This window comes from Rhodopseudomonas sp. RCAM05734 (assembly GCF_052658035.1).
On the sequence record NZ_CP199742.1, the window covers coordinates 2,815,133 to 2,836,905 of the forward strand.

General features: G+C 66.7%; 21 protein-coding genes and 2 pseudogenes. 9 read left to right on the plus strand and 14 right to left on the minus strand.

The features are described 5' to 3' along the window. Positions 1-284: 284 nt before the first annotated feature. Positions 285-1,085 carry a L,D-transpeptidase gene (locus tag ACUXVA_RS13335; RefSeq protein ID WP_445492589.1) on the plus strand — a complete coding sequence of 267 codons (801 nt, stop codon included), beginning with the start codon at positions 285-287 and terminating at the stop codon, positions 1,083-1,085. 69 nt (positions 1,086-1,154) lie between these two features. Here the strand turns inward: ACUXVA_RS13335 and ACUXVA_RS13340 are convergent, their stop codons facing one another. The 6 genes and pseudogenes from ACUXVA_RS13340 to ACUXVA_RS13365 all read right to left on the minus strand — a co-directional run bounded on the left by ACUXVA_RS13340 (position 1,155) and on the right by ACUXVA_RS13365 (position 7,102). Beyond that, on the minus strand, positions 1,155-1,973 hold the full coding sequence (locus ACUXVA_RS13340) for a DUF2076 domain-containing protein (RefSeq protein ID WP_445492591.1): 819 nt from the start codon (positions 1,971-1,973) through the stop codon (positions 1,155-1,157). A 130-nt stretch (positions 1,974-2,103) separates the two neighbouring features. Further along, positions 2,104-2,946: a ChbG/HpnK family deacetylase gene (locus ACUXVA_RS13345; RefSeq protein WP_265079864.1), complete on the minus strand. Its 843-nt coding sequence runs from the start codon at positions 2,944-2,946 to the stop codon at positions 2,104-2,106. Next, a complete protein-coding gene (locus tag ACUXVA_RS13350; protein WP_445492593.1) occupies positions 2,943-3,992 on the minus strand; it encodes a glycosyltransferase family 2 protein in 1,050 nt (349 codons plus the stop codon). The genes ACUXVA_RS13345 and ACUXVA_RS13350 overlap by 4 nt, the downstream gene beginning before the upstream one ends. 83 nt (positions 3,993-4,075) lie before the next feature. Continuing rightward, positions 4,076-5,054, minus strand: a pseudogene (gene hisG / locus ACUXVA_RS13355) (ATP phosphoribosyltransferase). Beyond that, positions 5,051-6,226: an ATP phosphoribosyltransferase regulatory subunit gene (locus tag ACUXVA_RS13360; RefSeq protein WP_265079861.1), complete on the minus strand. Its 1,176-nt coding sequence runs from the start codon at positions 6,224-6,226 to the stop codon at positions 5,051-5,053. Before ACUXVA_RS13360 ends, hisG begins: the two are co-directional and overlap by 4 nt. A 120-nt stretch (positions 6,227-6,346) precedes the next feature. Beyond that, positions 6,347-7,102 (minus strand): 16S rRNA (uracil(1498)-N(3))-methyltransferase, encoded by a 756-nt coding sequence (locus ACUXVA_RS13365; RefSeq protein WP_445492596.1) that lies wholly within the window; start codon positions 7,100-7,102, stop codon positions 6,347-6,349. Between the two features lie 225 nt (positions 7,103-7,327). Here ACUXVA_RS13365 and ACUXVA_RS13370 point away from each other — a divergent pair, with 225 nt between their 5' ends. The 3 genes from ACUXVA_RS13370 (at position 7,328) to ACUXVA_RS13380 (ending at position 9,378) form a co-directional block, all read left to right on the plus strand. Next, positions 7,328-7,987 carry a hypothetical protein gene (locus ACUXVA_RS13370; protein ID WP_265083807.1) on the plus strand — a complete coding sequence of 220 codons (660 nt, stop codon included), beginning with the start codon at positions 7,328-7,330 and terminating at the stop codon, positions 7,985-7,987. 10 nt (positions 7,988-7,997) lie between these two features. Next, a complete protein-coding gene (ubiA, locus tag ACUXVA_RS13375; RefSeq protein ID WP_445492598.1) occupies positions 7,998-8,927 on the plus strand; it encodes a 4-hydroxybenzoate octaprenyltransferase in 930 nt (309 codons plus the stop codon). A 226-nt stretch (positions 8,928-9,153) separates the two neighbouring features. Beyond that, positions 9,154-9,378 (plus strand): DUF2093 domain-containing protein, encoded by a 225-nt coding sequence (locus ACUXVA_RS13380; RefSeq protein ID WP_265079858.1) that lies wholly within the window; start codon positions 9,154-9,156, stop codon positions 9,376-9,378. Between the two features lie 127 nt (positions 9,379-9,505). Here the strand turns inward: ACUXVA_RS13380 and lpxK are convergent, their stop codons facing one another. The 6 genes and pseudogenes from lpxK to ACUXVA_RS13410 form a co-directional block, all read right to left on the minus strand. Then, complete coding sequence (lpxK, locus tag ACUXVA_RS13385; protein WP_445492600.1) at positions 9,506-10,525, minus strand: tetraacyldisaccharide 4'-kinase; 1,020 nt, start codon at positions 10,523-10,525, stop codon at positions 9,506-9,508. Next, on the minus strand, positions 10,518-11,852 hold the full coding sequence (locus tag ACUXVA_RS13390; RefSeq protein WP_445492602.1) for a 3-deoxy-D-manno-octulosonic acid transferase: 1,335 nt from the start codon (positions 11,850-11,852) through the stop codon (positions 10,518-10,520). Before ACUXVA_RS13390 ends, lpxK begins: the two co-directional genes overlap by 8 nt. After that, positions 11,833-12,558, minus strand: a complete 726-nt coding sequence (locus ACUXVA_RS13395) for a lysophospholipid acyltransferase family protein (protein WP_265079857.1) — start codon at positions 12,556-12,558, stop codon at positions 11,833-11,835. The genes ACUXVA_RS13390 and ACUXVA_RS13395 overlap by 20 nt, the downstream gene beginning before the upstream one ends. Further along, positions 12,555-12,803, minus strand: a complete 249-nt coding sequence (locus ACUXVA_RS13400) for a DUF4170 domain-containing protein (RefSeq protein ID WP_265079856.1) — start codon at positions 12,801-12,803, stop codon at positions 12,555-12,557. Before ACUXVA_RS13400 ends, ACUXVA_RS13395 begins: the two co-directional genes overlap by 4 nt. A gap of 62 nt (positions 12,804-12,865) precedes the next feature. Then, a pseudogene (locus tag ACUXVA_RS13405) lies at positions 12,866-13,685 on the minus strand (3'(2'),5'-bisphosphate nucleotidase CysQ). After that, entirely contained in the window at positions 13,672-15,063 is a 1,392-nt protein-coding gene (locus ACUXVA_RS13410) for a TldD/PmbA family protein (protein ID WP_445492605.1), read from the minus strand. The pseudogene ACUXVA_RS13405 and the gene ACUXVA_RS13410 overlap by 14 nt, the downstream one beginning before the upstream one ends. Positions 15,064-15,333: 270 nt before the next feature. Here ACUXVA_RS13410 and ACUXVA_RS13415 point away from each other — a divergent pair, with 270 nt between their 5' ends. Beyond that, on the plus strand, positions 15,334-15,858 hold the full coding sequence (locus tag ACUXVA_RS13415; protein WP_445492607.1) for a DUF6101 family protein: 525 nt from the start codon (positions 15,334-15,336) through the stop codon (positions 15,856-15,858). Positions 15,859-16,039: 181 nt separating this feature from the next. Here ACUXVA_RS13415 and xseA read toward each other — a convergent pair whose 3' ends face one another. Beyond that, the gene (gene xseA / locus ACUXVA_RS13420; RefSeq protein WP_445492609.1) at positions 16,040-17,626 is read right to left on the minus strand and encodes an exodeoxyribonuclease VII large subunit; all 1,587 of its coding nucleotides are present in this window, start codon (positions 17,624-17,626) and stop codon (positions 16,040-16,042) included. A 129-nt stretch (positions 17,627-17,755) separates the two neighbouring features. Between xseA and ACUXVA_RS13425 the strand changes: the two genes are divergently transcribed. The 4 genes from ACUXVA_RS13425 (at position 17,756) to purD (ending at position 21,025) form a co-directional block, all read left to right on the plus strand. Further along, a complete protein-coding gene (locus ACUXVA_RS13425; protein WP_265079852.1) occupies positions 17,756-18,763 on the plus strand; it encodes an alpha/beta hydrolase in 1,008 nt (335 codons plus the stop codon). Next, the gene (locus tag ACUXVA_RS13430) at positions 18,760-19,314 is read left to right on the plus strand and encodes a hypothetical protein (RefSeq protein ID WP_265079851.1); all 555 of its coding nucleotides are present in this window, start codon (positions 18,760-18,762) and stop codon (positions 19,312-19,314) included. The genes ACUXVA_RS13425 and ACUXVA_RS13430 overlap by 4 nt, the downstream gene beginning before the upstream one ends. Before the next feature lies 1 nt (position 19,315). Further along, a complete protein-coding gene (locus ACUXVA_RS13435) occupies positions 19,316-19,615 on the plus strand; it encodes a winged helix-turn-helix domain-containing protein (RefSeq protein WP_445492612.1) in 300 nt (99 codons plus the stop codon). 129 nt (positions 19,616-19,744) lie between these two features. Further along, positions 19,745-21,025, plus strand: coding sequence for a phosphoribosylamine--glycine ligase (gene purD, locus ACUXVA_RS13440; protein ID WP_445492614.1), 1,281 nt, complete (start codon positions 19,745-19,747; stop codon positions 21,023-21,025). A gap of 162 nt (positions 21,026-21,187) precedes the next feature. On the opposite strand, the gene ACUXVA_RS13445 is transcribed toward purD, so the two are convergent. Continuing rightward, the gene (locus ACUXVA_RS13445; protein ID WP_265079849.1) at positions 21,188-21,634 is read right to left on the minus strand and encodes a nucleoside deaminase; all 447 of its coding nucleotides are present in this window, start codon (positions 21,632-21,634) and stop codon (positions 21,188-21,190) included. Between the last annotated feature and the right edge of the window lie 139 nt (positions 21,635-21,773).

The window sequence follows — 21,773 nt, forward strand, 5'->3', positions numbered from 1 at the left end:
GTTCAATCAATGCCTTGTCGTACACGGATCAGTTTAACGGCGGGTTCACGCGGATTGTCGTGTTGCAAACACCGCTCATCACGCGCTCATCAACGGTTAACCATGCACAATCCGTGTTCATCGAAAATAAACGCTACTATCCAGAACAGGCTCAACTTGCGACGTGGTGAATCGAAATACCGTTTCCGTTTACCAAACCGATGCGGTTTTGATTCTAACTCGTGGCGTGCAAGGCGCTCCTCGGTCGAGGGCGCGTCCACGACGAAACAGTGCAGAGTACGTCGATGTTCAGAAAACTATCCGTCGCATTTCTCGCCAGTGCGTCATGTCTCGGCGCCGGACTCCATCAGGCTGCCGCGCTCGACGCTGCAGCGCCGTTTGCCGAGCCCGCCGTGCTTTATGCGGATCGGTCGCAGCCCGCGCCGCAGCGGGTCGCTTACGCCGAGCGCCCGCGCATGGGCGGCGGCTTCATCGAATTCCTGTTCAGCGACGCGCCGCCGCAAAGCGCGCGTTACCAGCAACAGCCGTCCGCCGAACAGCAGCCCTATCCGCGCGCCTATGAACCGCAGCGCGCGCTACTACCGCAGCAGCAGGGCATGTTGCAGCAGGATGAATCCATCGATCCGGCGCGTCCGGCGATGGATCCGAAATACGAGCCGCAACTGGTGGCTTATTCCGGCAAGGAGAGCCCCGGCACCATCGTCGTCGATACGCCCAACAAATTCCTGTTCCTGGTGCAGGGCGACGGCCGCGCGATGCGCTATGGCATCGGCGTCGGCAAGCCCGGCTTTACCTGGTCGGGCGTGAAGACCATTACCGCCAAGAAGGAATGGCCGGCCTGGACGCCGCCGCCGGAAATGCTGCTGCGTCGTCCCGATCTGCCGCGGCACATGGAAGGCGGTCCCGCCAATCCGCTCGGCGCGCGGGCCATGTATCTGGGGTCGACGCTGTACCGCATTCATGGCTCCAACGAGCCGTGGACCATCGGCACCAATGTCTCGTCCGGCTGCATCCGCATGCGCAACGAGGACGTGATCGACCTCTACGGCCGGGTCAACGTCGGCGCGCGGGTCATCGTGATCTGAATTCATTCACCATGATAGCAAAACGGCCGCTCCCTGGAGCGGCCGTTTTCATTTTGGTTCGCGTCCGGGTCAGGCGAAATTGCTGTCGTCGTCGCCGCCGAAATCGTCGGAATCCATGTCCATATCGTCGTGATCGTCCTGGTCCTGGTCCTGGTCCTGGTCGGCATCGGCCTGCGCCTGATCGAAGGCGCCGGCGCGCTGGCCGGATGAGCCGATGTCATTGACGCCGGCATCGCGTGCCAGATTGCCGCCGGACGAATCCGAACTCCACGGGCTCCGGCTCTCGCTGGCATTGGCGCTGTCGCCAAAGCCCTGATGGCCGCCGGCACCGCCCATCATGGAGCGGATGCTGCCGAGCAGCAGCGAGCCGCCGACCATGCCGGCCGCAGCGGCTGCGGCAGTGCCCAGGAACGATCCACCGCCTCCGGCGGCGGCGGGCGCCTGCGGCTGGGCGTAGCCGGGGGCCTGACCGTAGCCTGGCGCCTGGCCGTACTGACCCTGACCATAGCCGCCCTGCGCGGGCGGCTGGCCGAGCACCTGCCCGGTATTCCAGGCCGGGCGGCTGCTCGGGGGCGGGACGTTGGGGACCGAGCCGCGCGGGGCGGGCTGGTTCTGGCCAAACAGCGCGTCGCGCATGGTATCGAGGAAGCCGCCGGGCGGCGCCTGTTCGGGCGCGCCGCCGCCTTCCAGTTCGGTGATGCGGTCATGGGCGCGCTTCAGCGCCTCGTCCTGCAGCAACACGGTCTGCACCAGCGCATAAAGGGCATTGGGCGCGCGGCGTTGTCCTGCGGCGATAGCGTCGAGCGCATCGCGGTCGCGCGGCGCGGCTTCGACCTTGCTGAGCCGGTCGAACAGATCGTCAACCGGCTGGCGTTCCTGCGGTGTCATGGCGTTCTCCGGCTTGCACTAAGCGCGCTTCGGCAGCGCCTGGGAGATGTAGTGACGCTTTGTGTCGCGAATAGTGCCGCCCGGATTAAATTTCGGTATGCGACAAATCGCCGGCGGCCGACCCGAAGCGTCAGCTCAATGTAACTTTGTTCGCGTCGAGCAGGCGCGAAAAGTCGTCGCTGGCGAGAAACGCATACTCCCGCTCGCGCTGGTCGGTCAGCGGATCGAGGCTGACCAGGACCTCGTCGACAAAGCCAGGGTGGCACATGATGAGTCCGCCGTCCGGCAGCCCGTGGAGAAAGCCGCCCATCAGCCTGCCGAAATCGGCCTCTCGGACAAAGTCGTAGGCGCCAGCAAAGCCGGGATTGAAGGCGACGCCATGGCGCGCGGCGCGCTTGCGAAACGCGGCGCTGAGCGTATCGAGCAGCATCGCCTTGGGCATGTTCAGCCGCTCCCGCAACGGCCCGGTGCGACCGCACTGGCGCACCCAGGCTTCGGGCGCCTGCGTCCTGGCCGCGGCCAGAAACGCATCGCGCACCTGCGGGAAAATGTGCACGTGCTGATGGCCGTCAATGTAGTCCGGCGGACGTCCGAACAGGTTCACGAATGCGGCGATCTGCGCCGTCAGCTCGCCGCGAATCATTTGCGGATCGAGCCGCCGCAACATGCTGCTGCGCAGCTTGCTGGCGAGCGGCAGGAACAGGCCACCCTGCAGCGGCCGGAAGTTGATCGTCAGCGGATAGAACGGCGCGGTCAGCGTGGCGTGCAGGCCGATGGCGCAGCGGGGACTGCTGGCGACAGCTTCGTTGAGGGCACTGACTTCGTCGCGACCGATCGCCGGGCCTACCACCATCACCGACGTGGCGTTGAGCCGGCCGCGTTCGATCAGCTCGCGGATGCCGCGATTAACGCCGGAGCTGAGACCGTAATCGTCGGCGCACAGCCAGATCCGGCGCGGCGTGTCGTCGGTCATTCGGCTGCGGTCCGGTCGCCGACGCTGACGGCGGCGTCGGTCGTGCTACGCTTCACGCTGTGCTCGGCCACGAAGTAGATTGGCCTTGCTTTCAGCTCCGAGAGGATCTTGCCGATATACTCGCCCATGATTCCGATCATCAGCAGTTGTACGCCGCCGATGGTCATCAGGCCGACCATCAGCGAGGGATAGCCGGGCACCGACTTGCCCTCCATCCAGGTCTCCCACAGGATGTTGAGGCCGAACAGGAAGGCACCAAGCGCCAGCAGCAATCCGAACATGCTGGCAAAGCGCAACGGTGCCACCGAGAACGAGGTCAGCCCCTCGATCGACAGGCCGATCAGCTGTCGCGGGTTGAACGAGGTGACGCCATGGGCGCGCGCCGCCGGTTCGTAGTCGACGCGCAACTGGCGAAAGCCGATCCAGGTGGCGAGGCCCTTGAAGAAGCGGTTGCGCTCCGGCAGCAGCCGCAGTGCCGCGGCAGCGCGCGGTGACAGCAGCCGGAAGTCGCCGGCGTCTTCGGGAATCTTCTGGCGGGCGCCCCAGTTGATCAGCGCGTAGAAGCCGCGCACCGCCTGGCGGCGCAGAAACGACTCGTTGTCGCGATGCGCCTTCGCCGTATAGACGACGTCATAGCCTTCGACGATCCAGTGCCGCACCGGCTGCTCGACCAGTTCGGGCGGATGCTGACCGTCGCCGTCCATGAACATCACGGCGCCGCGGGAGGCGTGGTCGAGCCCGGCCATCAGGGCGGCTTCCTTGCCGAAATTGCGCGACAGCGACACCACCTGCACGTCGAGCGAGGAGGTGGCCGGCAACGCGCGGGCGATTGCCAGCGTGCCGTCGGCGCTGCCGTCATCGACATAGACAACTTCGCAGGCGAGGCCGTGGCGCTGCTTCAGGGTCTGCGCCAGCACGCCCAGCCGCTCATGGAAGTGGGTCAGGCCGGCGGCTTCGTTGTAGACCGGCACGACGATCGACAACCCCTGCGCCGCAGCGGTCGCGGGGTCGGTCGCCAAGCCAGAAACGTCACTGCCGAGCATCATCGATCAGGTCCCAGAATCCACAACATGCAGCAACATATGGTTACGGCGAGGCGTCGTCGCCAGCAAGGCCGGCGGTTCGCGCTCTACGGCCGCAGGAATGTCTCGAGCTTGGCGAACAGCGGATTGGCGCGGTCGAGCACGTAATCGAGCGATGCCACGGAGACCGTATCGGCGCCGTGGTCGCGCAGGAAGCTGCCCAATGCATAGATCTGCGCCGGCGGGCAGTGCAGCGTGATCATGCCCGACGAGGTCGGTCCGCCGAATGGCGACACCACGCCGAAACGCTTGTGCGCTTCGGCCAGCAGGGCGGCGTCGCAGCCGGCGAAGCGGGTGCGGACTTCCTTGTACTTGCTGGCGCGGGCGCGCGCGGCGATATGGTCGAGAATGATGCGTGCGGTCTCGCGCGCGTGGTCGCTCCAGTCGGCGTCGCGCGAGGCGACGAGATTGGCCTGGCTGCGCAGGATCACACCATCATCGAGCACCTTGAGGCCGTTGGCCGCGAGGGTGGCGCCGGTGGTGGTGATGTCGACGATCATCTCGGCGGTGCCGGTGGCGGGGGCGCCCTCGGTGGCACCGGCACTCTCGACGATGCGGTAGTCGACCACGCCATGTGCGGCGAAGAAGTTGCGCGTCAGGTTGATGTACTTGGTGGCGACGCGCATGCGGCGGTTGTGCTGGGCGCGGAAGCCGGTGGTGACGTCGTCGAGATCGGCCATGGTGCGGACGTCGATCCACGACTGCGGCACGGCGACGACCACGTTGGCGCTGCCGAAGCCGAGGCCCTCGATCAGCGCAACGCGCCTGTCGGCATCGACGATGCTCTCGCGCAGCAGGTCCTCGCCGGTGACGCCGAGATGCACCGCGCCGCGCGCCAGGCTGCGAGGCGATCTCGCTGGCCGAGAGATAGGCGATCTCGACGTTGTCGAGGCCGGGAATGGTGCCGCGATAGTCGCGGGCGCCGCCCGGCTTGGCCAGCGCAAGCCCGGCGCGCGCGAAGAACGCCTCGGCGTTTTCCTGGAGGCGGCCCTTGGAGGGAACGGCGAGAACGAACGGCGCGGTCATGGTGTGCTCCCCGCCAATTCGCTTGCGGAAGCGTTGCGGCGAACCTGTGTCAGAGTTGTGATCCAGATCGAGAAGCCGACGGCGGGAATCGGCGTGGTGGAACCCAGCTGGCTGAGCAGGCCATCATAGCGCCCGCCGGCCACCAACGGCTCGACGCCGTTGCCCTTGCGGTGCAGTTCGAACTCGAAGCCGGTGTAGTAGTCGAGGCCGCGGCCGAACGAGGTGGCGAAGCGGATCTTCGAAACGTCGACGCCACGGGCGGCCATGAAGCCGGTGCGGCTTTCGAAGGTGTCGATGGCCGCGGTGAGGTCGAGCTGCGCCTCGGCGGCCAGCGCGCGCAGTTGCGCCAGCGCGTCGTCGGGACTGCCGGAGATGGCGAGGAAGCGCTTGATCAGCGCCAGTGCTTCGCGGGGCAGGGCGCCGCCCTTGAGCGTCGACTGCTCGAGGAAACGGTCGGCGATCTCGGCCACCGAACGGCCGCCGACATTGCTGGCACCGGCGATGGACATCAGGTCGGTGACCAGTGCCAGCGCCGCCTTGCGGTCGGAGCCGGCCAATGCGGCGAGCACGCCTTCATATTCGTTGCGGGCCGGCGCTTCCGCCAGCGTCAGGCGGCCGAGATCCATCTCGAGATCGCCCTTGCGGTTGAAATCCTTGATCAGCCGGCGCTTCCACACCGGATAGAGGTCAAGCGCGTCGATCAGCGCGGTGAACAGCGCCACGTCGCCGGTGCGGATGTCCACGTCGGTCACGCCAAAGGTGGCGGTGGCCTCGAGGCCGAGCGCCAGCATTTCGGCGTCGGCGGCGGCACTGTCCTGGCGGCCGAAGGATTCGATCCCGGCCTGCAGGAATTCGCTCGGGCAGCCCTGGCGATAACGGAACACCGGGCCGAGATAGCAGAAGCCGGCCGGCTGTCCGGCCTGGGCGGAGGCGAGGTAATCCCGGGCCACGGGAATGGTGAGGTCCGGACGCAGGCACAGCTCGTCGCCGGAGGCGTCGGTGGTCAGGTACAGGCTTTTGCGGATGTCCTCGCCGGACAGGTCGAGAAACGGTTCGGCCGGCTGTAGGATCGCCGGCTCGGCCTGGTGGTAGCCGGCCTGGGCGAACGACAGCAGCAGCGCATCCGCCCATGCGGCGGATCCGGTCGCGCGAGGGGCGGCGGTTTCGGTCATCTCAGCGTCCAGCAGTTCCAAAGTGTCAGTCGGCGCAGCCCCTTAACATGGCCGGCGGGGAGTTTCGACCCACCATCGGCCAAGTGGCTTAATGCGGGGTCAGGATTTCCACCCGTCTTCCTACTTGGTTACCGCAAAATCACCGAGCGCGGCCTGCACCAGGGTCAGGGCGGCTACGGCGGCGGTATCGGCGCGCAGGATTCGCGGTCCCAGCGCCAGCCGCAGGATATTCGGCTGCTTCAGCAGAACGTCGCGCTCCGGCCCGGCGAAGCCGCCCTCCGGGCCGATCAGCACGTCGATGCCGTGGCCGGCCCGGTCGCAGGCGCCGGCCAGCGCCGCCATGGGATCGGCCACGGGGGCCTCCTCGTCGCAGAACACCAGCAGCCGGGCGCCGTCGCGCTGGCCGAGATATTTGTCCAGGGTCTGCGGTTCGCCGACTCCGGCGATGCTGAGGATGCCGCATTGCTCGGCGGCTTCCACCACATTGGCCCGCATCCGCTCGGTATTGACCCGGGACACCTGGGTAAATCGGGTGGTCACCGGCTGCAGCGCCGAAACCCCCATTTCCACGGCCTTTTGCACCATATAGTCGAGGCGGGCGTGTTTCAGCGGCGCAAACAGGTAGGTGATGTCCTGCAACCGGTCCTGCGGCCGGCTCTGCGCCAGCAGGGTCAGCTGATCGGCGCGCTTGCCGCCGGAGATCGCCGAGCGCCATTCGCCGTCGCGGCCGTTGAACACCAGCACCTGGTCGCCGGCGCCCAGCCGCAGCACATTGCCGAGGTAGTTGCTCTGGCTGCGGTCCAGCGCGAGGCTGCCGTCAGGCGCGAATGGCGCATCGACGAACAGGCGGGGGCTGCGAAAATCGGCTTGCGGCATCGGTCGGTTTCCATCGGGGAGGCGAGCATTAGCCCAACTGCGGCGAATTATCACCGCCCGACATGGCATTGCGCCGTGCTGTTGCCAAATTCCGCGGGTTGTTAAGGACTGGCAGGAATCGTAAAAGGCCCCGAACCAACATTCCCTTTCAAAAGGGCTCGGGGACGCGTGGACCTTGCCGGAGGAAGATCTTTGCTCATCCGTTATCTGATCGTGCCGCTGACCATGGCGGTCCTGGCCGTCCAGGCCGCCGAGCTTCGCGCCCAGGGTGCATTCCCCGCGCCGTTGCCGGGCGGCGCCGCTGCGCCGGCTAGCGCCTCGCCGTTCCCGCCGGTCAACGGCGCCCCCGCCGCCTCGCCATTTCCACCCGTCAACGGTGCGCCGGCGGCTGCCGTGGGTGCGCCCAGCCCGTTTCCGTCGGCCGGCGCACCGCCGGTTGGCGCATTTTCCCAGCCGGGTCCGCAGGCGGGTCCCCCCGGCGGCGAGGACTGCATGAAGCAGTTCATGCCGCTGCGTCAGGAAGCGGAAAAGCGCGGCCAGGCGATCAAGGCCGCCAGCTCGCGCCACGCGCCGCCGCAGGAGGCCTGCAAGCTGATCGGCAACTTCTCGCAGAGCGAGGTCAAGATGATCAAGTACATCGAGGCCAACGCGCAGAAATGCGGCATTCCGCCGAATGTCAGCGAGCAGATGAAGTCCGGTCACAAGAACACCGAGAAGATGCTAGCGCAGGTCTGCAACGCGGCCCAGCAGGTGCAGCAGCGCGGGCCGGCGGCTCCGAGCCTTGCCGACGTGCTCGGCTCCTCGGCGGCGATGCCGGAAGCCACCGCCGCCAAGCGCGGCGGCAGCACCTTCGACACGCTGAACGGCAACGTGTTGACCCGATGATCGCCCTCCGATGAGCGATGCGGCCGCCCGCGTTGCCGATGCGACCGGCAACTGGGTCGATCACATCGCGCCGCTGTGGTCGCGGCCCTATCTGCGATTGGCGCGCTTCGACCGGCCGATCGGATCGTGGCTGCTGCTGATGCCGTGCTGGTGGTCGGCGGCGCTGGCCGCCGGCGTTGCCCACGACGTCAGCCAGCTTCCCACGATCATCGTGCTGTTCTTCGTCGGCGCCTTCGTGATGCGCGGCGCCGGCTGCACCTGGAACGATATCACCGACCGCGATCTCGATGCGAAAGTGGAGCGGACGCGATCGCGGCCGATTCCGGCCGGGCAGGTCAGCGTCACCAAGGCCGCCGCGTTCCTGGTCCTCCAGGCGCTGATCGGACTTGCGATCCTGCTGCAGTTCAACAGCTTCGCGATTGCCACCGGCATCGCCTCGCTGGTCATCGTCGCCGCCTATCCGTTCATGAAGCGGGTCACCTACTGGCCGCAGGTGGTGCTCGGGCTGGCGTTCTCCTGGGGCGCGCTGATGGGCTTTGCGGTGCAGTTCGGCCGCATCGATGCCACTGCGCTCTTGCTCTATGCCGGCTCGATCTCATGGGTGATCGGCTACGACACCATCTACGCCCACCAGGACGCCGAGGACGATGCGCTGATCGGCATCAAGTCCACGGCGCTGCTGTTCGGCGCGCGCACCCGACTGGCGCTCGGGGCATTCTACGCGCTGGCGGTGGCGCTGATCGGCGCGGCGCTGGCGCTGGCCGGTGCGCACTGGCCGGCCTGGCTGGGGCTTGCGGTCTTCACTGCGCATCTGATCTGGCAGATCGTCCGGCTCGACATCCGCGATCCCGCTTTGTGCCTGCGCGTATTCAAATCCAACCGCGACGCCGGGCTGCTGCTACTGGCGGGATTGCTGGTCGATGCCGTGCTGCGGGCCTGAGGAGTAGGCGCGTCGGAGACGCTCGACAGGCATCCGCACGAGGTCGCGGCGCTGCTCGATCGCTACGGCAAATCGCTGGATCAGACATCCTGACAGGCCGGCCGCCGCGGCCCTACCGCCGGCGTCATGCATGGTTTATATCTGCGACGCAGCAGGCGATTTATGCTACCGGGTACGACAACATTCCGTCGGGCCGCAGGCCGCCGCGACGACGAGGAGACACACTGTGCTGAACAAATTCGGACCGTCGGGCAACGGCGAGGCGAAGCTGCAATATCTCGATGGCGATTTCCGCGTGGTGTCGCCGGGTACCTATGTGAAATGCGCGATCACCCAGGAGCGGATTCCGCTCGATGAGCTGAAATACTGGAGCGTCGATCTGCAGGAAGCCTATGCGCTCCCGTCCTCTGTGCTGCAGCGACACTACCCGGCTGCGCTGAAGGCGAGCTGAGGTTTAGACAGTAGGGTGGGCAAAGGCGCGCCTGCGCCATGCCCACCACGACACCCGCTGTGCGTCTGATGGTGGGCACGTCATCTCCGCGCTTCCGCGCGGTCGATGCCTTTGCCCACCCTACATCTCATCGGGGCTTCGTCGTCCAGTTCCTGCTGCGCGCTTTGTTGAGCTCCGTCCGGACGAAGGTTTCAAGCGCCCCGGCCTCGTCGAACGCCAGGTTGATGGCGAAGGGGACGATGTCCTGTGCGCCGGGCAGCGCCCGCAATTTCACCAGATCCTTTTCAGTCGTCACCAATGTCAGACCGTCGCGCCTGGCCTGTGCGAGCAGGGCATCGAGATCGGCTGCCGTGTAGGGATGATGATCGGCAAACGCCTTCTCGACGACGACATCGACATTGCCCGTCCGCAGCGTGTTGAAGAACCGGCGGGGATCGCCGATGCCGCAAAAGGCCAGCACCCGCTTTCCCTGCAGCCGCGCGACCGTGGCCGCGTCCGGCGTGATCTGCGCGCGCCACACCGGACAGCCTTGTGCGGCGATCGCATCCGCCACGGCGTCCGCAGCGTGACCGCGGCCGACGATCACCAGCGCGTCGGTTCGCGGGAGCTGCGCGTCGAGCGGTGCGCGCAGCGGTCCTGCCGGTAGCACGCGGCCATTGCCGAGGCCGCGATCGCTGTCGATGACGATGAAGCTTGTATCCTTGGTGAGGGCCGGGTTCTGGAAGCCGTCGTCCATCACCATGACGCTGGCGCCGGTGGAGCGGGCCAACGCCGCGCCGCCGACACGGTCACGGGCGATCACCACCGGCACGTGGCGCGCCATCATCAGCGGCTCGTCGCCGACCTCCGCCGCGCCGTGCCGCCCGGGATCGACCCTGACCGGGCCGCGCAGGCTGCCGCCATAGCCGCGGCTCAGCACCACGGGCGTCTCGCCGAGATCGCGCAACAGCGCCACCAGCGCCAGCGTGGTGGGCGTCTTGCCGGCGCCGCCGACATGATAGTTGCCGACGCACAACACGGGAATGCCGACATCGATGCCCTTGCGTGACATGCGGGTGGCGGCGATCTCGCCGTAGACGGCGGCGAGCGGCATCAGCAGGCGCGCCAGCCACGATGACGGCGCGTGCCAGAACGCCGGCTCATGCATCGCGCGATCCCATCTCCAGCCGCAATTGCAGCAGATAGGGCTCCAGCGCGCCCAGCGTCCGCTCCAGAGCGCCGCCGAGCCGTTCGACCACGCCGACGCCGGCCGCGATCGAACTCTTGCGCGCGTCCGGATGGCCCAGCAGATGACCGAGCTGCCGGACCAGCGCATCGCTGTCGTCGGCCTGCTTCGCGCCGCCGGCACCGTCGAGCGCTTGATAGACATCGGTGAAATTGAACACGTGCGGGCCATGCACGATGGCGGCGTCGAGCTTGATCGCCTCGATCGGGTTCTGGCCGCCATGCGGCACCAGCGAGCCACCCATGAACACCACCGGCGCGAGCCGGTAGAACAGGCCGAGTTCGCCCATGGTGTCGGCGACATAGATGTCGGTGGTGGAGGTCGGCAATTCCTCGCGCGAGCGCAGCGCCACCTGGGCGCCCGTGGCCGCGATCATCTGCGCGACGGCCTCGCCGCGGTGGGAATGACGGGGCACGATGATGGTCAGCAGCGATGGAAAGAAACCGGCGAGGTTCTTGTGTGCGGCGGTGAGCAGTTCCTCTTCGCCGGGATGGGTCGACGAGGCCACGATCACCGGACGGCCGCGGGTCACGGCCATCAGCTTTTCCAGCTTGGCGTCGTCGGCGGGGGGCGCCTGCACGTCGAGCTTGAGATTGCCGGTGGTGATGACGTTGCGGCTGCCGAGCGCGCTGAAGCGTTCGGCGTCGGTGTCGGATTGCGCGAGGCAGATGTCGAAGCGGCCGAGCAGGGCGCCGATGGTGGCCGAGAACTTCTGCCAGCGCGGGAACGAGCGTTGCGACATCCGGCCGTTGATCAGCACCATCGGCAGACGCCTGGCATGGGCCGACAGGATCAGGTTCGGCCACAGGTCGGATTCGATGAACAGCGCCAGTGACGGCCGCCAGTGATCGAGAAACCGCGAAACGAAGCGCGGCGCATCGTAGGGGATGAACTGGTGGATGATGTCGGCCGGAAAACGCTTGGCAACGATCGCCGCCGAGGTCACCGTGCCCGATGTCAGAAGAATGCGCATGCCGGCCGCGCGCAGCCGCTCGATCAGCGCCGCCGCCGCCAGCACCTCGCCGACGCTCGCGCCGTGGATCCACACCAGCGGCCCCGCGGGGCGGTCGATGGCGCTGATGCCGCGGCGCTCGCCGCAGCGCGCCGGGTCTTCCTTGCTGTGCTTCAGCCGCTGACGGATCAGCAACGGCGCCAGCGGCCCCAGCGCCGCCGAGAGCCGGCGATAGGCGCGCAGCGTCACCGGCAGCGAATCCGTCGTCGCCAAGGCTTTAGCCCTGATGCGGGGCATGGGTTGCCTCTTCCGGGCGGCCGACCGCTTCGTAAGCGCGCCGGGTGGCGTCGTTCAGCGTGGTCTCAAGGCGCAGCCGCAGCATTTCCATGGTCGCGGAATCGGCGTCCGCGGGCACGCTGATGGGCTCGCCGCCGATCAGGACGCCGCGTCCGAATGGCAGGTTGATGGTGGTGCGGTCCCAGTTCTGGAGCTGGATGAAGCGGCTCGTGGCCATAGCGAACGGCATGATCGGACGGCCCGATTCGCGCGCCAGCATGATGATGCCGAGGCCGGCCACGCGCGAACGCTTCGGCACGTCGGCGGTCAGCGCCATGTTGATGCCCTGTTCGAGCACGCGCACCATCTCCTTGAAGGCGCCGACGCCGCCCTTGCGGTGGAAGGCGCCGCCATGATCGCCGGAGCCGCGCACCGTGCCGATGCCCAGCCTTTCGGCAGCGAGCGCATTGAACTCGCCATCGCGATGGCGCGAGATCAGCACCTTGCCCTGATAGTTCTTGCGGCGGATGAACGGCGTCATGAAATGCTGGCCGTGCCAGAAGGCGAGGATGACCGGCATCTCAGGCTCGACGATGTCATAGACGTTCGGCGGATCGTAGGCGAAAGTGTTGGTCTTCCACACCAGCCGCAGGAATTCGGCCGCGACGAAGCCCGCCGCGCGCTGGACCCAGCTGCTGCGCAGCGTGTTGCGAAGCAGTCGTTTCAACTGCGGGGCTTCGCGTCTTGGCTGGGATCGAGCAGGCGGTGCAGATGGACGATGAAATAGCGCATGTGCGCGTTGTCCACCGTCATCTGGGCCTTCGACTTCCAGACCGCGAAGGCGGAGGCATAGTTCGGATACAGGCCGACGACCTCGACCTGGTCGAGATCCTTGAAGGTGGTGCCGGTAAGATCGGTCAGTTCGCCACCGACGACCAGATGAAGCAGTTGCGGCTGCGCATTGTCCGACATGAATGTGTTTCCTGCAGCGTCCCGGCTGCGGTCAGATGAATTGGAGTTGGCCGTGAGACCGTTCAGACCCGCGGGCGGTTGCGGAATTGTTCGACAAGGTGGGCATGACGATCCGCCCCTGCCGCCACCAGCAACCCATGGGTCACCTCCCGGCGATTATAGAGGATCGGATCGCCGGAAAGCTCGGTCATCCTACCATTCGCTTCGTGCACGATCAAATCGGCCGCCGCGAGGTCCCAGTCCCGGCTCTGCCCGCCGGCGAAGGCCGCATCCAGCCGGCCGTTGGCCACCCAGCACAGGCGCAGCGCCAGCGAGCCGATTCGCGGATACAGCGTGATGTCCTCGGCGGGGGCGGCAAGGCGCTGCACCAGCGGCTTCGGCCCGGCGATGCGGGGAAAGTGCGTGTCGATGCCCGGCGTGGCGCGAGATCGGCCGATCGTTGCAACGGGCGCCCTGGCCGCGCACGGCGAAGAAGAACTCGTCGGTGGCCGGCGCAAAGACCGCGGCCAGCAGCGGCGTGGCATCCTCCACCAGCGCCACGCTGACGCACCAGTCCTCGCGGCCGGCGAGATAGCCGCGGGTGCCGTCGATGGGATCGATGATCCAGGTCAGCTTGCGGCCAAGCCGCGACTCGTTGTCGGCGCTCTCTTCCGACAGCCAGCCGTAATCCGGCGTCGCCGCCTTGAGCCGGCTCTCGATCAGGTCGTTGACCGCGATGTCGGCTTCCGAGACCGGCGAGGATTCGCCCTTGGTCCACATCTTCAATTCGGTGCGGAACATGGCCAGCCCGAGCGCGCCGGCCTGGCGCACCGTGTCGGCGAGCAGTGCGGCGTCGCTCGCCAGCGTGGTGTCGCGCCCAAGCGTGGCGCTAGCGTCCGGCAATCGTCAGTCCCTCGATGCGCACCGTGGGCGCGTTGACGCCGTAGCGGAAGGTGAGGTCGTTGGCGGGAGTGAGCGACTTGAACATTTCCAAGAGATGGCCGGCGATGGTGATCTCGCTCACCGCAAAGGTGATCTCGCCGTTCTCGATCCAGAACCCGGCGGCGCCGCGGCTGTAGTCGCCGGTGACGCCGTTGACGCCGGAGCCGATCAGGTCGGTGACGTAGAAGCCGTCCTTGATGTCGGCGATCAGTTCGGCCGGCGTCGCGCTGCCGGCTTCCAGATGCAGGTTGTAGGGGCCGGGGGAGGGCGACGACGACACGCCGCGATGGGCGTGGCCGGTGGTGATCATGCCCAATTCGCGCGCGGTGGCGCAGTCGAGCAGCCAGGTGGTCAGCACGCCCGCATCGATGATCGCGGTTTTCTTCACCGCCACGCCTTCGGCATCGAATGATTGCGAGCGCAGGCCGCGCACGCGCAAGGGATCGTCGATAATGCGGATGTCGTTCTTGAACAGCTGCTTGCCGAGGCTGTCCTTGAGGAAGCTGGTTTTTCGCGCGATGGAGGCGCCATTCACCGCGCCGACCACGTGGCCGACCAGCGAGTTGGAGACGCGCGGATCGAACACCACCGGCACCTTGCAGGTGGCAACCTTGCGCGGATTGGCGCGCGCCACCGCGCGCTCGCCGGCCAATCTGCCGACCTTGTCCGGCGATTCCAGATCCGAGGCATGCATCGCCGACGTGTAGTCGTAGTCGCGCTCCATTTTGGTGCCGTCGCCGACGATGGCGGTCATCGAGATGCCCTGGCTGGAGCGCAGGTACGATCCGTGAAAGCCGGTGGACGTCACCAGCACCATGCCGCCGATGCCGGTGGACGCCGAGGCGCCGCCGGACTTGGTCACGCCCTTGACGGCCATCGCGGCTTCTTCCGCCGCGACCGCGCGACGCTCCAGCTCGCCGACCGACGGCGTCACGGGATCGAGCAGATCGAGATCGGGAAAATCGCGCGCCAGCAAAGCGGGATCGGCGAGGCCGACATAGGCATCGTCGGGCGCGACGCGGGCCATCGCCACCGCGCGCTCGGCAAGTTGCATCACATTGTCGCCGGACACATCGTTGGTGGAGATCACCGCCTGGCGGCGGCCGACCAGCACGCGCAGGCCGACATCGTCGCCTTCGGAACGCTCGGACGCTTCGACCTTGCCGTCGCGAATCTCGACGCCGTGCGACACGCCGCGCACCGCGACCGCATCGGCCGCATCGGCGCCGGCGCGCTTCGCGGCCTCGACCAGACGCTGCGCCAGCGCGGAGAGCGCGGACTGGTCGAACAGGTCGGATGAGTCGGATTTCAGTGCAGACGGATGTGGTGAAGACTTCACGAACAAATTCCCAACACTTGAAGGAAGGCCGGACGGCGGGGATGAACCCATCAGATGTGCCTATTTTACGCGGACTTCAAGCATGCCGGGCCGATAAAGCGAAGAATTGTCGGGCGCGCAGCAAGGTCTCGTCAATCATCTCCGCCAAGCTTCTGTCAAGCATGCGCGGCGGTGGTAGATGATTAACCAGCCTTTTTAAGCGATTCCGGAAGCCGCTCTGGCAAGCTCCTCCCATCGACCGGGACAATAATTCCGGCGGGGAGATAAAAATTGGGACGTCAAACAGCAACAGCCGGGAGCGATCCCGCAGGGTCGAGCCGAGCGATACGGCTCGACCCTCACTCGCTACCTGTCAGCTTCGAGGCGCACGACCAGCGCGCCGACGGCAGCATCAGGCATATTGAACTTCATCGCGAACGCGTCATCCTGCGTCGTGCCATCAGAGGCATGCGCATGGCGGTCAACGTTCGCGTCAGCGACTTCCTCGGCGTGGCCGTGCGCGGCCTCGACGATGCCAAGATGCTGGTGCTCGCGCATCGCGATCCGGCGCTGTCGATTCCGTTGTGCGTCAGTTCCGACCGCGTCGAGATCGACACCGCCTGGCAGATGTGGAGCGCGATCTTCGCGTTGCCGCGGCTGCCGGAAGAGGTGGTGCGCGAACCCGCGCAGCGTCGCCGACGCCACAATGCGATCCGCGCGCGTCGCCCGAAATTCCTGGTGCGACGTCGCGCCGGCGGACTGCTTGGCGAAGCCGGCACATACCGCGGCGAACGCGAGATCATCGCGAGGGATTGAGAAGTGTCGTTGTAGGATGGGTAGAGGACCGGCGCGCGTAGCGCGGCGGTGCGAAACCCATCGCCCTGTCCCACACGCTCTACGTCATCCCCGCCGAAACGCGATTGCGTTTCGGCGGGGATGACGGTTGCGTTTGTGGGGCGATGGGTCTCGCAGAGAGATCAACCCATCTGATGAACACCTAAAAAAGCGACCCCTGATCGATCTTCGGTGCCGTGCGCTTCGGCGTCGGCTTGGCCACCGCCGAGCGGTCGCCATCGGCCGTCGCGCCGACACGTCCGTCAGCGAATTCGATATTGAGGCGCGCGCCGGGGCCGATATTGGCGGCGGCATGCACGGCCGCACCGTGCTCATCCCGCACCAGCGCAAAGCCGCGCGCCAGCACGCCGCGATAGGACAGCGCGCCGAGCAATTGGCCGGAGGCCAGCACGCGGGCCGGCTGGCGCTGGATCAGGGTGGTCAGCGCGCGATGCGCGCGCTCCGACAGGCGCAAGGTGCGTTCGCGCTCCCGGGCGATGGCGTTGCGCTGCGCCTGGGCATTGGCGGATTTCGAGGCCTGCAGCCGGATCGACAGGCCGGCAAAACGCTCGCGGCGCTGACGCAAGGCGGCGCGGGCCGACAGCGTCAATCGCTCGCCGGATACCGTGAAGCGATGCGTCGCCTGGGCGATCTGTGCGCGCAGCACGCGCAATGTCAGGCCGGCCGAGGCCTGCGCGAAGCGGCGGTGATGCGAACTGGTATTGGCCTTTAACGCGCGCGGCAGGCCGCTTGTCGCGCCGTCGAGCCGCTGCCGCGGGATCGCCAGCAGGCCGCTCAGCGTCGGCAATGCGCGCGCCGCGGCGCGCAGCTCGTTGCGGCGGGACTCCTGGGCGCGCTGCCAGCACAGCATCATGCGGCGCGCATAGGCCTGTACCTCGACGAACAGCTCGGCGCGCACCGGCACCGCCATTTCAGCGGCGGCGGTCGGCGTCGGCGCGCGCTTGTCACTGGCGAAATCGATCAGCGTGATGTCGGTCTCGTGGCCGACCGCCGAGATCAGCGGGATCATGCTCTCGGCGGTGGCGCGCACCACGATCTCCTCGTTGAACGACCACAGGTCCTCCAGCGAGCCGCCGCCGCGCGCGACGATCAGCAGATCCGGTCGCGGGATTTTGCCGCCTTCGGGCAGCGCGTTGAAGCCACGGATCGCGGCAGCAACCTGTTCGGCCGAGCCTTCGCCCTGCACCTTGACCGGCCATACCAGGACGCGTCGCGGGAAGCGGTCGGCGAGCCGGTGCAGAATGTCGCGAATGACCGCGCCGGTCGGTGAGGTCACCACGCCGATCACCTCGGGCAGCCACGGCAGCAACTGCTTGCGGCTCTCGTCGAACAGGCCCTCGGCGCCAAGCTTGCGCTTGCGCTCTTCCATCAGCGCCATCAGCGCGCCGACCCCGGCGGGCTCGATGGCGTCGATGACGATCTGGTACTTCGACGAGCCGGGATAGGTGGTCAGCTTGCCGGTGGCGATGACCTCGAGGCCCTCCTGCGGCTTGAACCGCATGCGGCCGTGGACGCCCTTCCAGATCACCGCCTCGATCTTGGCGCCCTCGTCCTTGAGGGCGAAATAGCAGTGGCCGGAGGAATGCGGGCCGCGAAAGCCGGAGATCTCGCCGCGCACCCGGACATTGCCATAGGCGTCCTCCACCGTCCGCTTGAGCGCCGAGGACAGCTCGGTGACGGTGAATTCGCTGGAATTTGAAAGACTTGCGGCGACGGGCGGCTTTGGCATCGATTCTCGGCTCTCGGCTGTATCCGCAAGGTAGGGAGTTTGCAGCGGGAACGCCAATCGGAACTTGCATATCAGATTACTCTGTAATACAGAGTTATCTGTTGACTTAACCCTTCTGGGAGACGTGCCATGGTCAGGACGATTTTTTCCTTTGTTTTCCGCGTCTTCCGGTCGGCGATGGTCGTCACGGGCCTCGCCACACTGGTTCTGGCGGGCCTGATCGCCACGCCGTTGCAGCAGCCGCCCGAGCTGAAGTCGATTTCCGGCGCCCGTAAGCTGGTGGATTATTCCGGCCTGCCGGCGCTGGAACGCTTCGAGGGCGCTGACGGCACCTCGCTGGCCTACCGGCATTATCGTCCGGCGCAGGCGACTACCGATCGCATCGCCATCCTGGTGCACGGCTCGTCGGGATCGAGCGGCGGCACCATTCACGCGCTGTCGTCGGCGCTGCAGCAGCGTGGCGTGCAGACCTATGCGGTCGACATTCGCGGCCACGGCGCGTCCGGAACGCGGGGCGATATCGGCTATGTCGGCCAGCTCGAGGACGACCTGGCCCGCCTCGTCGCCGTGATCAGGCGCGACAACCCGACGGCGCCGCTGACGCTGATCGGCCATTCCTCCGGAGGCGGCTTCGCGCTGCGGATCGCGGGCTCCCCGATCCAGAATCTGTTCGACCGCACCATCCTGCTGGCGCCCTATCTCGGCTACGACGCGCCGACCAACAAGCCGGACGGCGGCTGGGCCCGCGCGGATGTCCCGCGCATCATCGGACTGCTGGCGCTGAGCAAGCTCGGCATCACCTGCTGCGACCACCTGCCGGTGGTGGCCTTCGCCGTGCCGCCGGGTTCCACGAACAGGCTGGTGGCGACCTACAGCGAAAGGCTGCGCAGCAATTTCGGCACTCACAGCGACTTCCGCACCGACCTCTCTGCGGCCAGCAAACCCATCACCGTCTTGTCGGGTACCGACGACGAACTGATGGAATCCGGCAAGTACGAAGCGGCGCTGCGCAGCGTATCGCCGTCCATCAAGGTTCGCTTGCTTGACGGCATCGACCACATGGGCATTGTCGCGGATTCCCGCGCGGTGTCGGTGATCGCCGACGAGGTCGTCAAATCCGAGGTGAGCACGCGATGAGCATCGATCTCCACGAGGCTGCCGCCGCGCTGCATGATATCGACGACATCGTCCAGCGCGTCAAACGGTCCCGCAGCTATCAGCTCGCCAGCCTGATGCTGATGCTATGGGGACCGCTCATAGCGCTGGGTTACGCGGTGTCGTGGGCATGGCCGCGTTATGCCGGTTATGGCTGGGTGCTGATCGATCTCATCGGCGTCGCCGGCTCCTACGCCATCAGTGCGCGCGGTCGCGCCAGCGACGGCACACATCGCTTCGATGGCCGCATGTTCGTGGCCCTCGTGCTGTTCTTCGGCTTCGGCCTGTTGTGGAGCATCGGCATCGTGCATTTCACGCCGCGCCAGTTGGGCGCGTTCTGGCCGATCTATTTCATGCTGGTCTACAGCATCGCCGGGCTGTGGCTCGGCGCGGCCTTCGTCGCCATCGGCCTCGGCATCACCGCGCTGACGCTGGTGGGATATTTCTTCGCCGGCCCCTGGTTCGAACTGTGGATGGCGGTGGTCAACGGTGGCGGGCTGCTGCTCGGCGGCTTCTGGATGCGGCGGAACTGACATGGCCGAGCTTGACGAGATCATTCACCAGCCGCTGCGGCTCAGGATCATGGCGGCGCTGAACGCGCTGCCGGACGGGCAGGGGATGGATTTCCCCCGCCTGAAGAAACTGACCGGCGCCACCGACGGTAATCTGGGCGCGCATATCGAGACGCTGTCGAAGGCTGGCTATGTCGGCGTCGACAAGGCCTTCGTCGGCAAGAGGCCGCAGACCACGGTGACTGCGACGGCGGCGGGGCGCGGCGCCTTCGCCCGCCATGTGGCGACGCTGCGCGAGATCATCGCGGGGGCTGGGGGCTAAAACTGTCATTCCGAGTTCGCGCGGGGCTGGCGCCGCGCACACCCCGGAATGACAGGGCGCGTGTTGCAGCCCCCGCCGTCCGCGGCTAAACCCTGCGCTTCCTCGCGCAAACCAGTCTGGCTGCATCCCATGAACATTCTTCTTCTCGGTTCCGGCGGGCGCGAACATGCGCTGGCGTGGAAGATCGCGGCGTCGCCGCTGCTGACCAGGCTCTGGTGCGTGCCGGGCAATGCCGGCATCGCGAAAGAGGCCGAGTGCGTGGCGCTGGATATCACCGACCATGCCGCAGTGATCGCCTTCGCCAAGGCTAATGCGGTGGATTTCGTGGTGGTTGGGCCGGACGCGCCGATCGCCGCGGGGATGGTCGACGATCTCAACGCCGCCGGCTTCAAGGCGTTCGGCCCGACCAAAGCCGCCGGCCAGCTCGAGAGCTCGAAAAGCTTCACCAAGGCGCTGTGCCGGGACAACAACATTCCGACCGCGGCCTATGGCCACTTCCACAGCGCCGATGAAGCGAAGGCCTATATCCGCAAGCAGGGCGCGCCGATCGTGGTCAAGGCCGACGGTCTCGCCGCCGGCAAGGGCGTGGTGGTCGCGATGACCGAGGCCGAGGCGCTGGATGCCGTCGACATGATGTTTTCAGGCGGCTTCGGCGAAGCCGGCGCGGAAGTGGTGGTCGAGGAATTCATGCAGGGCGAGGAGGCCTCGTTCTTCGCGCTGTGCGACGGCGAGCACGCGCTGGAGCTTGCCACCGCGCAGGACCACAAGCGCGCCTTCGACGGCGACAAGGGGCCCAATACCGGCGGCATGGGCGCCTATTCGCCGGCGCCTGTGATGACCGAGGCGCTGCGCGCACAGGTGATGGAGGAGATGATCAAGCCGACCCTGCGCGCGCTGGGCGCCATGGGCACGCCCTACAAGGGCGTGCTCTACGCCGGCGTCATGGTCACCGCGCAGGGCCCGAAGCTGGTGGAATACAATGCCCGCTTCGGCGATCCGGAATGCCAGGTGCTGATGATCAGGATGATGTCGGATCTTCTGCCGGCGCTGATCGCCTGCGCCGATGGGCAGCCGAAGAATTTCAGCCTGCGGTGGTTCGACGACGTGGCGCTGACGGTGATCATGGCGACCAAGGGCTATCCCGGCGACTACGGCAAGGGCTCCGAAATCCGCGGTCTCGCCGCCGCTGCTGCCATCGAAGGCGTGGAGATTTTTCACGCCGGGACCAAGGCCGATAACGACAGGATTTTGGCCAACGGTGGGCGCGTGCTCAACATCTGCGCGTCCGGCAAGACCGTGCGCGAGGCGCAGCAGAAGGCCTATGCGGCCGTGGACCTGATCGACTGGCCGGAAGGCTTCTGCCGCCGCGATATCGGCTGGCAGGCGGTGGCGCGGGAAGCGAAGGGTTAGAGATGCACGGCGTCTTCGCCCCAGGTGCCGTTGTCGTCCCCGCGCATGCGAGGACCCAGTAAACACAGGCGCTGGTGATTACTGGGTCGCCCGGTCCTGGCGCGCAATTGCGCGCCGGCCGGGCGATGACAGTTGAGCGCGGGGCAGTCGCGCCAAACGCCCCTATCGCCTTGCCTTGAAAAATTCCCGCAGCATTGTCGCCGATTCCTGTTCTCCCACCGCCGAATAGACCTCCGGCGCATGGTGGCATGTCGGCGACGCGAAGAAGCGCACGCCGGAATCGACCCCGCCGCCTTTCGGATCCATGGCGCCGAAATATAGCCGGCGGATCCGCGCGAAGGAGATCGCCGCGGCGCACATGGTGCAGGGCTCCAGCGTCACATAGAGATCGCAGTCGGTCAGGCGTTCGCTGCCGAGCAGGCGCGCGGCGTCGCGGATGGCGAGGATTTCGGCGTGGGCGGTGGGATCGCGGTCGGTCAGGGTGCGGTTGCCGGCCGAGGCGATCACGGCATTATCGCGCACGATCACGGCGCCAATCGGCACTTCGCCGGCTTTTGCGGCGTTTTCGGCCGCTTTCAGCGCCAAATCCATGAAAGAGGGTGCGTTCATGCCTCGTATCACATCGAAAACTCTGCTAGGGAGTGCATTCAGCAAAGTGGATACCGGTTTTGCGTGACAATGCGCCCCAAGGTTGAGCGCGCAATGTCGAGTGCGAATCCATCTGCACCGCTCAACCCCATTCAGCCTC

Excerpts from the sequence above, each read along its gene's own strand:
- ACUXVA_RS13350 (WP_445492593.1), bottom strand. The coding sequence starts at position 3,992 with ATGATGCTCGGCAGTGACGTTTCTGGCTTGGCGACCGACCCCGCGACC.
- ACUXVA_RS13365 (WP_445492596.1), bottom strand. The coding sequence starts at position 7,102 with ATGCCGCAAGCCGATTTTCGCAGCCCCCGCCTGTTCGTCGATGCGCCA.
- xseA (WP_445492609.1), bottom strand. The coding sequence starts at position 17,626 with ATGCCAAAGCCGCCCGTCGCCGCAAGTCTTTCAAATTCCAGCGAATTC.
- ACUXVA_RS13340 (WP_445492591.1), bottom strand. The coding sequence starts at position 1,973 with ATGACACCGCAGGAACGCCAGCCGGTTGACGATCTGTTCGACCGGCTC.
- ACUXVA_RS13345 (WP_265079864.1), bottom strand. The coding sequence starts at position 2,946 with ATGACCGACGACACGCCGCGCCGGATCTGGCTGTGCGCCGACGATTAC.
- ACUXVA_RS13430 (WP_265079851.1), top strand. The coding sequence starts at position 18,760 with ATGAGCATCGATCTCCACGAGGCTGCCGCCGCGCTGCATGATATCGAC.
- ubiA (WP_445492598.1), top strand. The coding sequence starts at position 7,998 with ATGAGCGATGCGGCCGCCCGCGTTGCCGATGCGACCGGCAACTGGGTC.
- ACUXVA_RS13445 (WP_265079849.1), bottom strand. The coding sequence starts at position 21,634 with ATGAACGCACCCTCTTTCATGGATTTGGCGCTGAAAGCGGCCGAAAAC.
- ACUXVA_RS13400 (WP_265079856.1), bottom strand. The coding sequence starts at position 12,803 with ATGTCGGACAATGCGCAGCCGCAACTGCTTCATCTGGTCGTCGGTGGC.
- ACUXVA_RS13425 (WP_265079852.1), top strand. The coding sequence starts at position 17,756 with ATGGTCAGGACGATTTTTTCCTTTGTTTTCCGCGTCTTCCGGTCGGCG.
- ACUXVA_RS13390 (WP_445492602.1), bottom strand. The coding sequence starts at position 11,852 with ATGCCCCGCATCAGGGCTAAAGCCTTGGCGACGACGGATTCGCTGCCG.
- lpxK (WP_445492600.1), bottom strand. The coding sequence starts at position 10,525 with ATGCATGAGCCGGCGTTCTGGCACGCGCCGTCATCGTGGCTGGCGCGC.
- ACUXVA_RS13435 (WP_445492612.1), top strand. The coding sequence starts at position 19,316 with ATGGCCGAGCTTGACGAGATCATTCACCAGCCGCTGCGGCTCAGGATC.
- ACUXVA_RS13360 (WP_265079861.1), bottom strand. The coding sequence starts at position 6,226 with ATGACCGAAACCGCCGCCCCTCGCGCGACCGGATCCGCCGCATGGGCG.
- ACUXVA_RS13335 (WP_445492589.1), top strand. The coding sequence starts at position 285 with ATGTTCAGAAAACTATCCGTCGCATTTCTCGCCAGTGCGTCATGTCTC.
- purD (WP_445492614.1), top strand. The coding sequence starts at position 19,745 with ATGAACATTCTTCTTCTCGGTTCCGGCGGGCGCGAACATGCGCTGGCG.
- ACUXVA_RS13370 (WP_265083807.1), top strand. The coding sequence starts at position 7,328 with ATGGCGGTCCTGGCCGTCCAGGCCGCCGAGCTTCGCGCCCAGGGTGCA.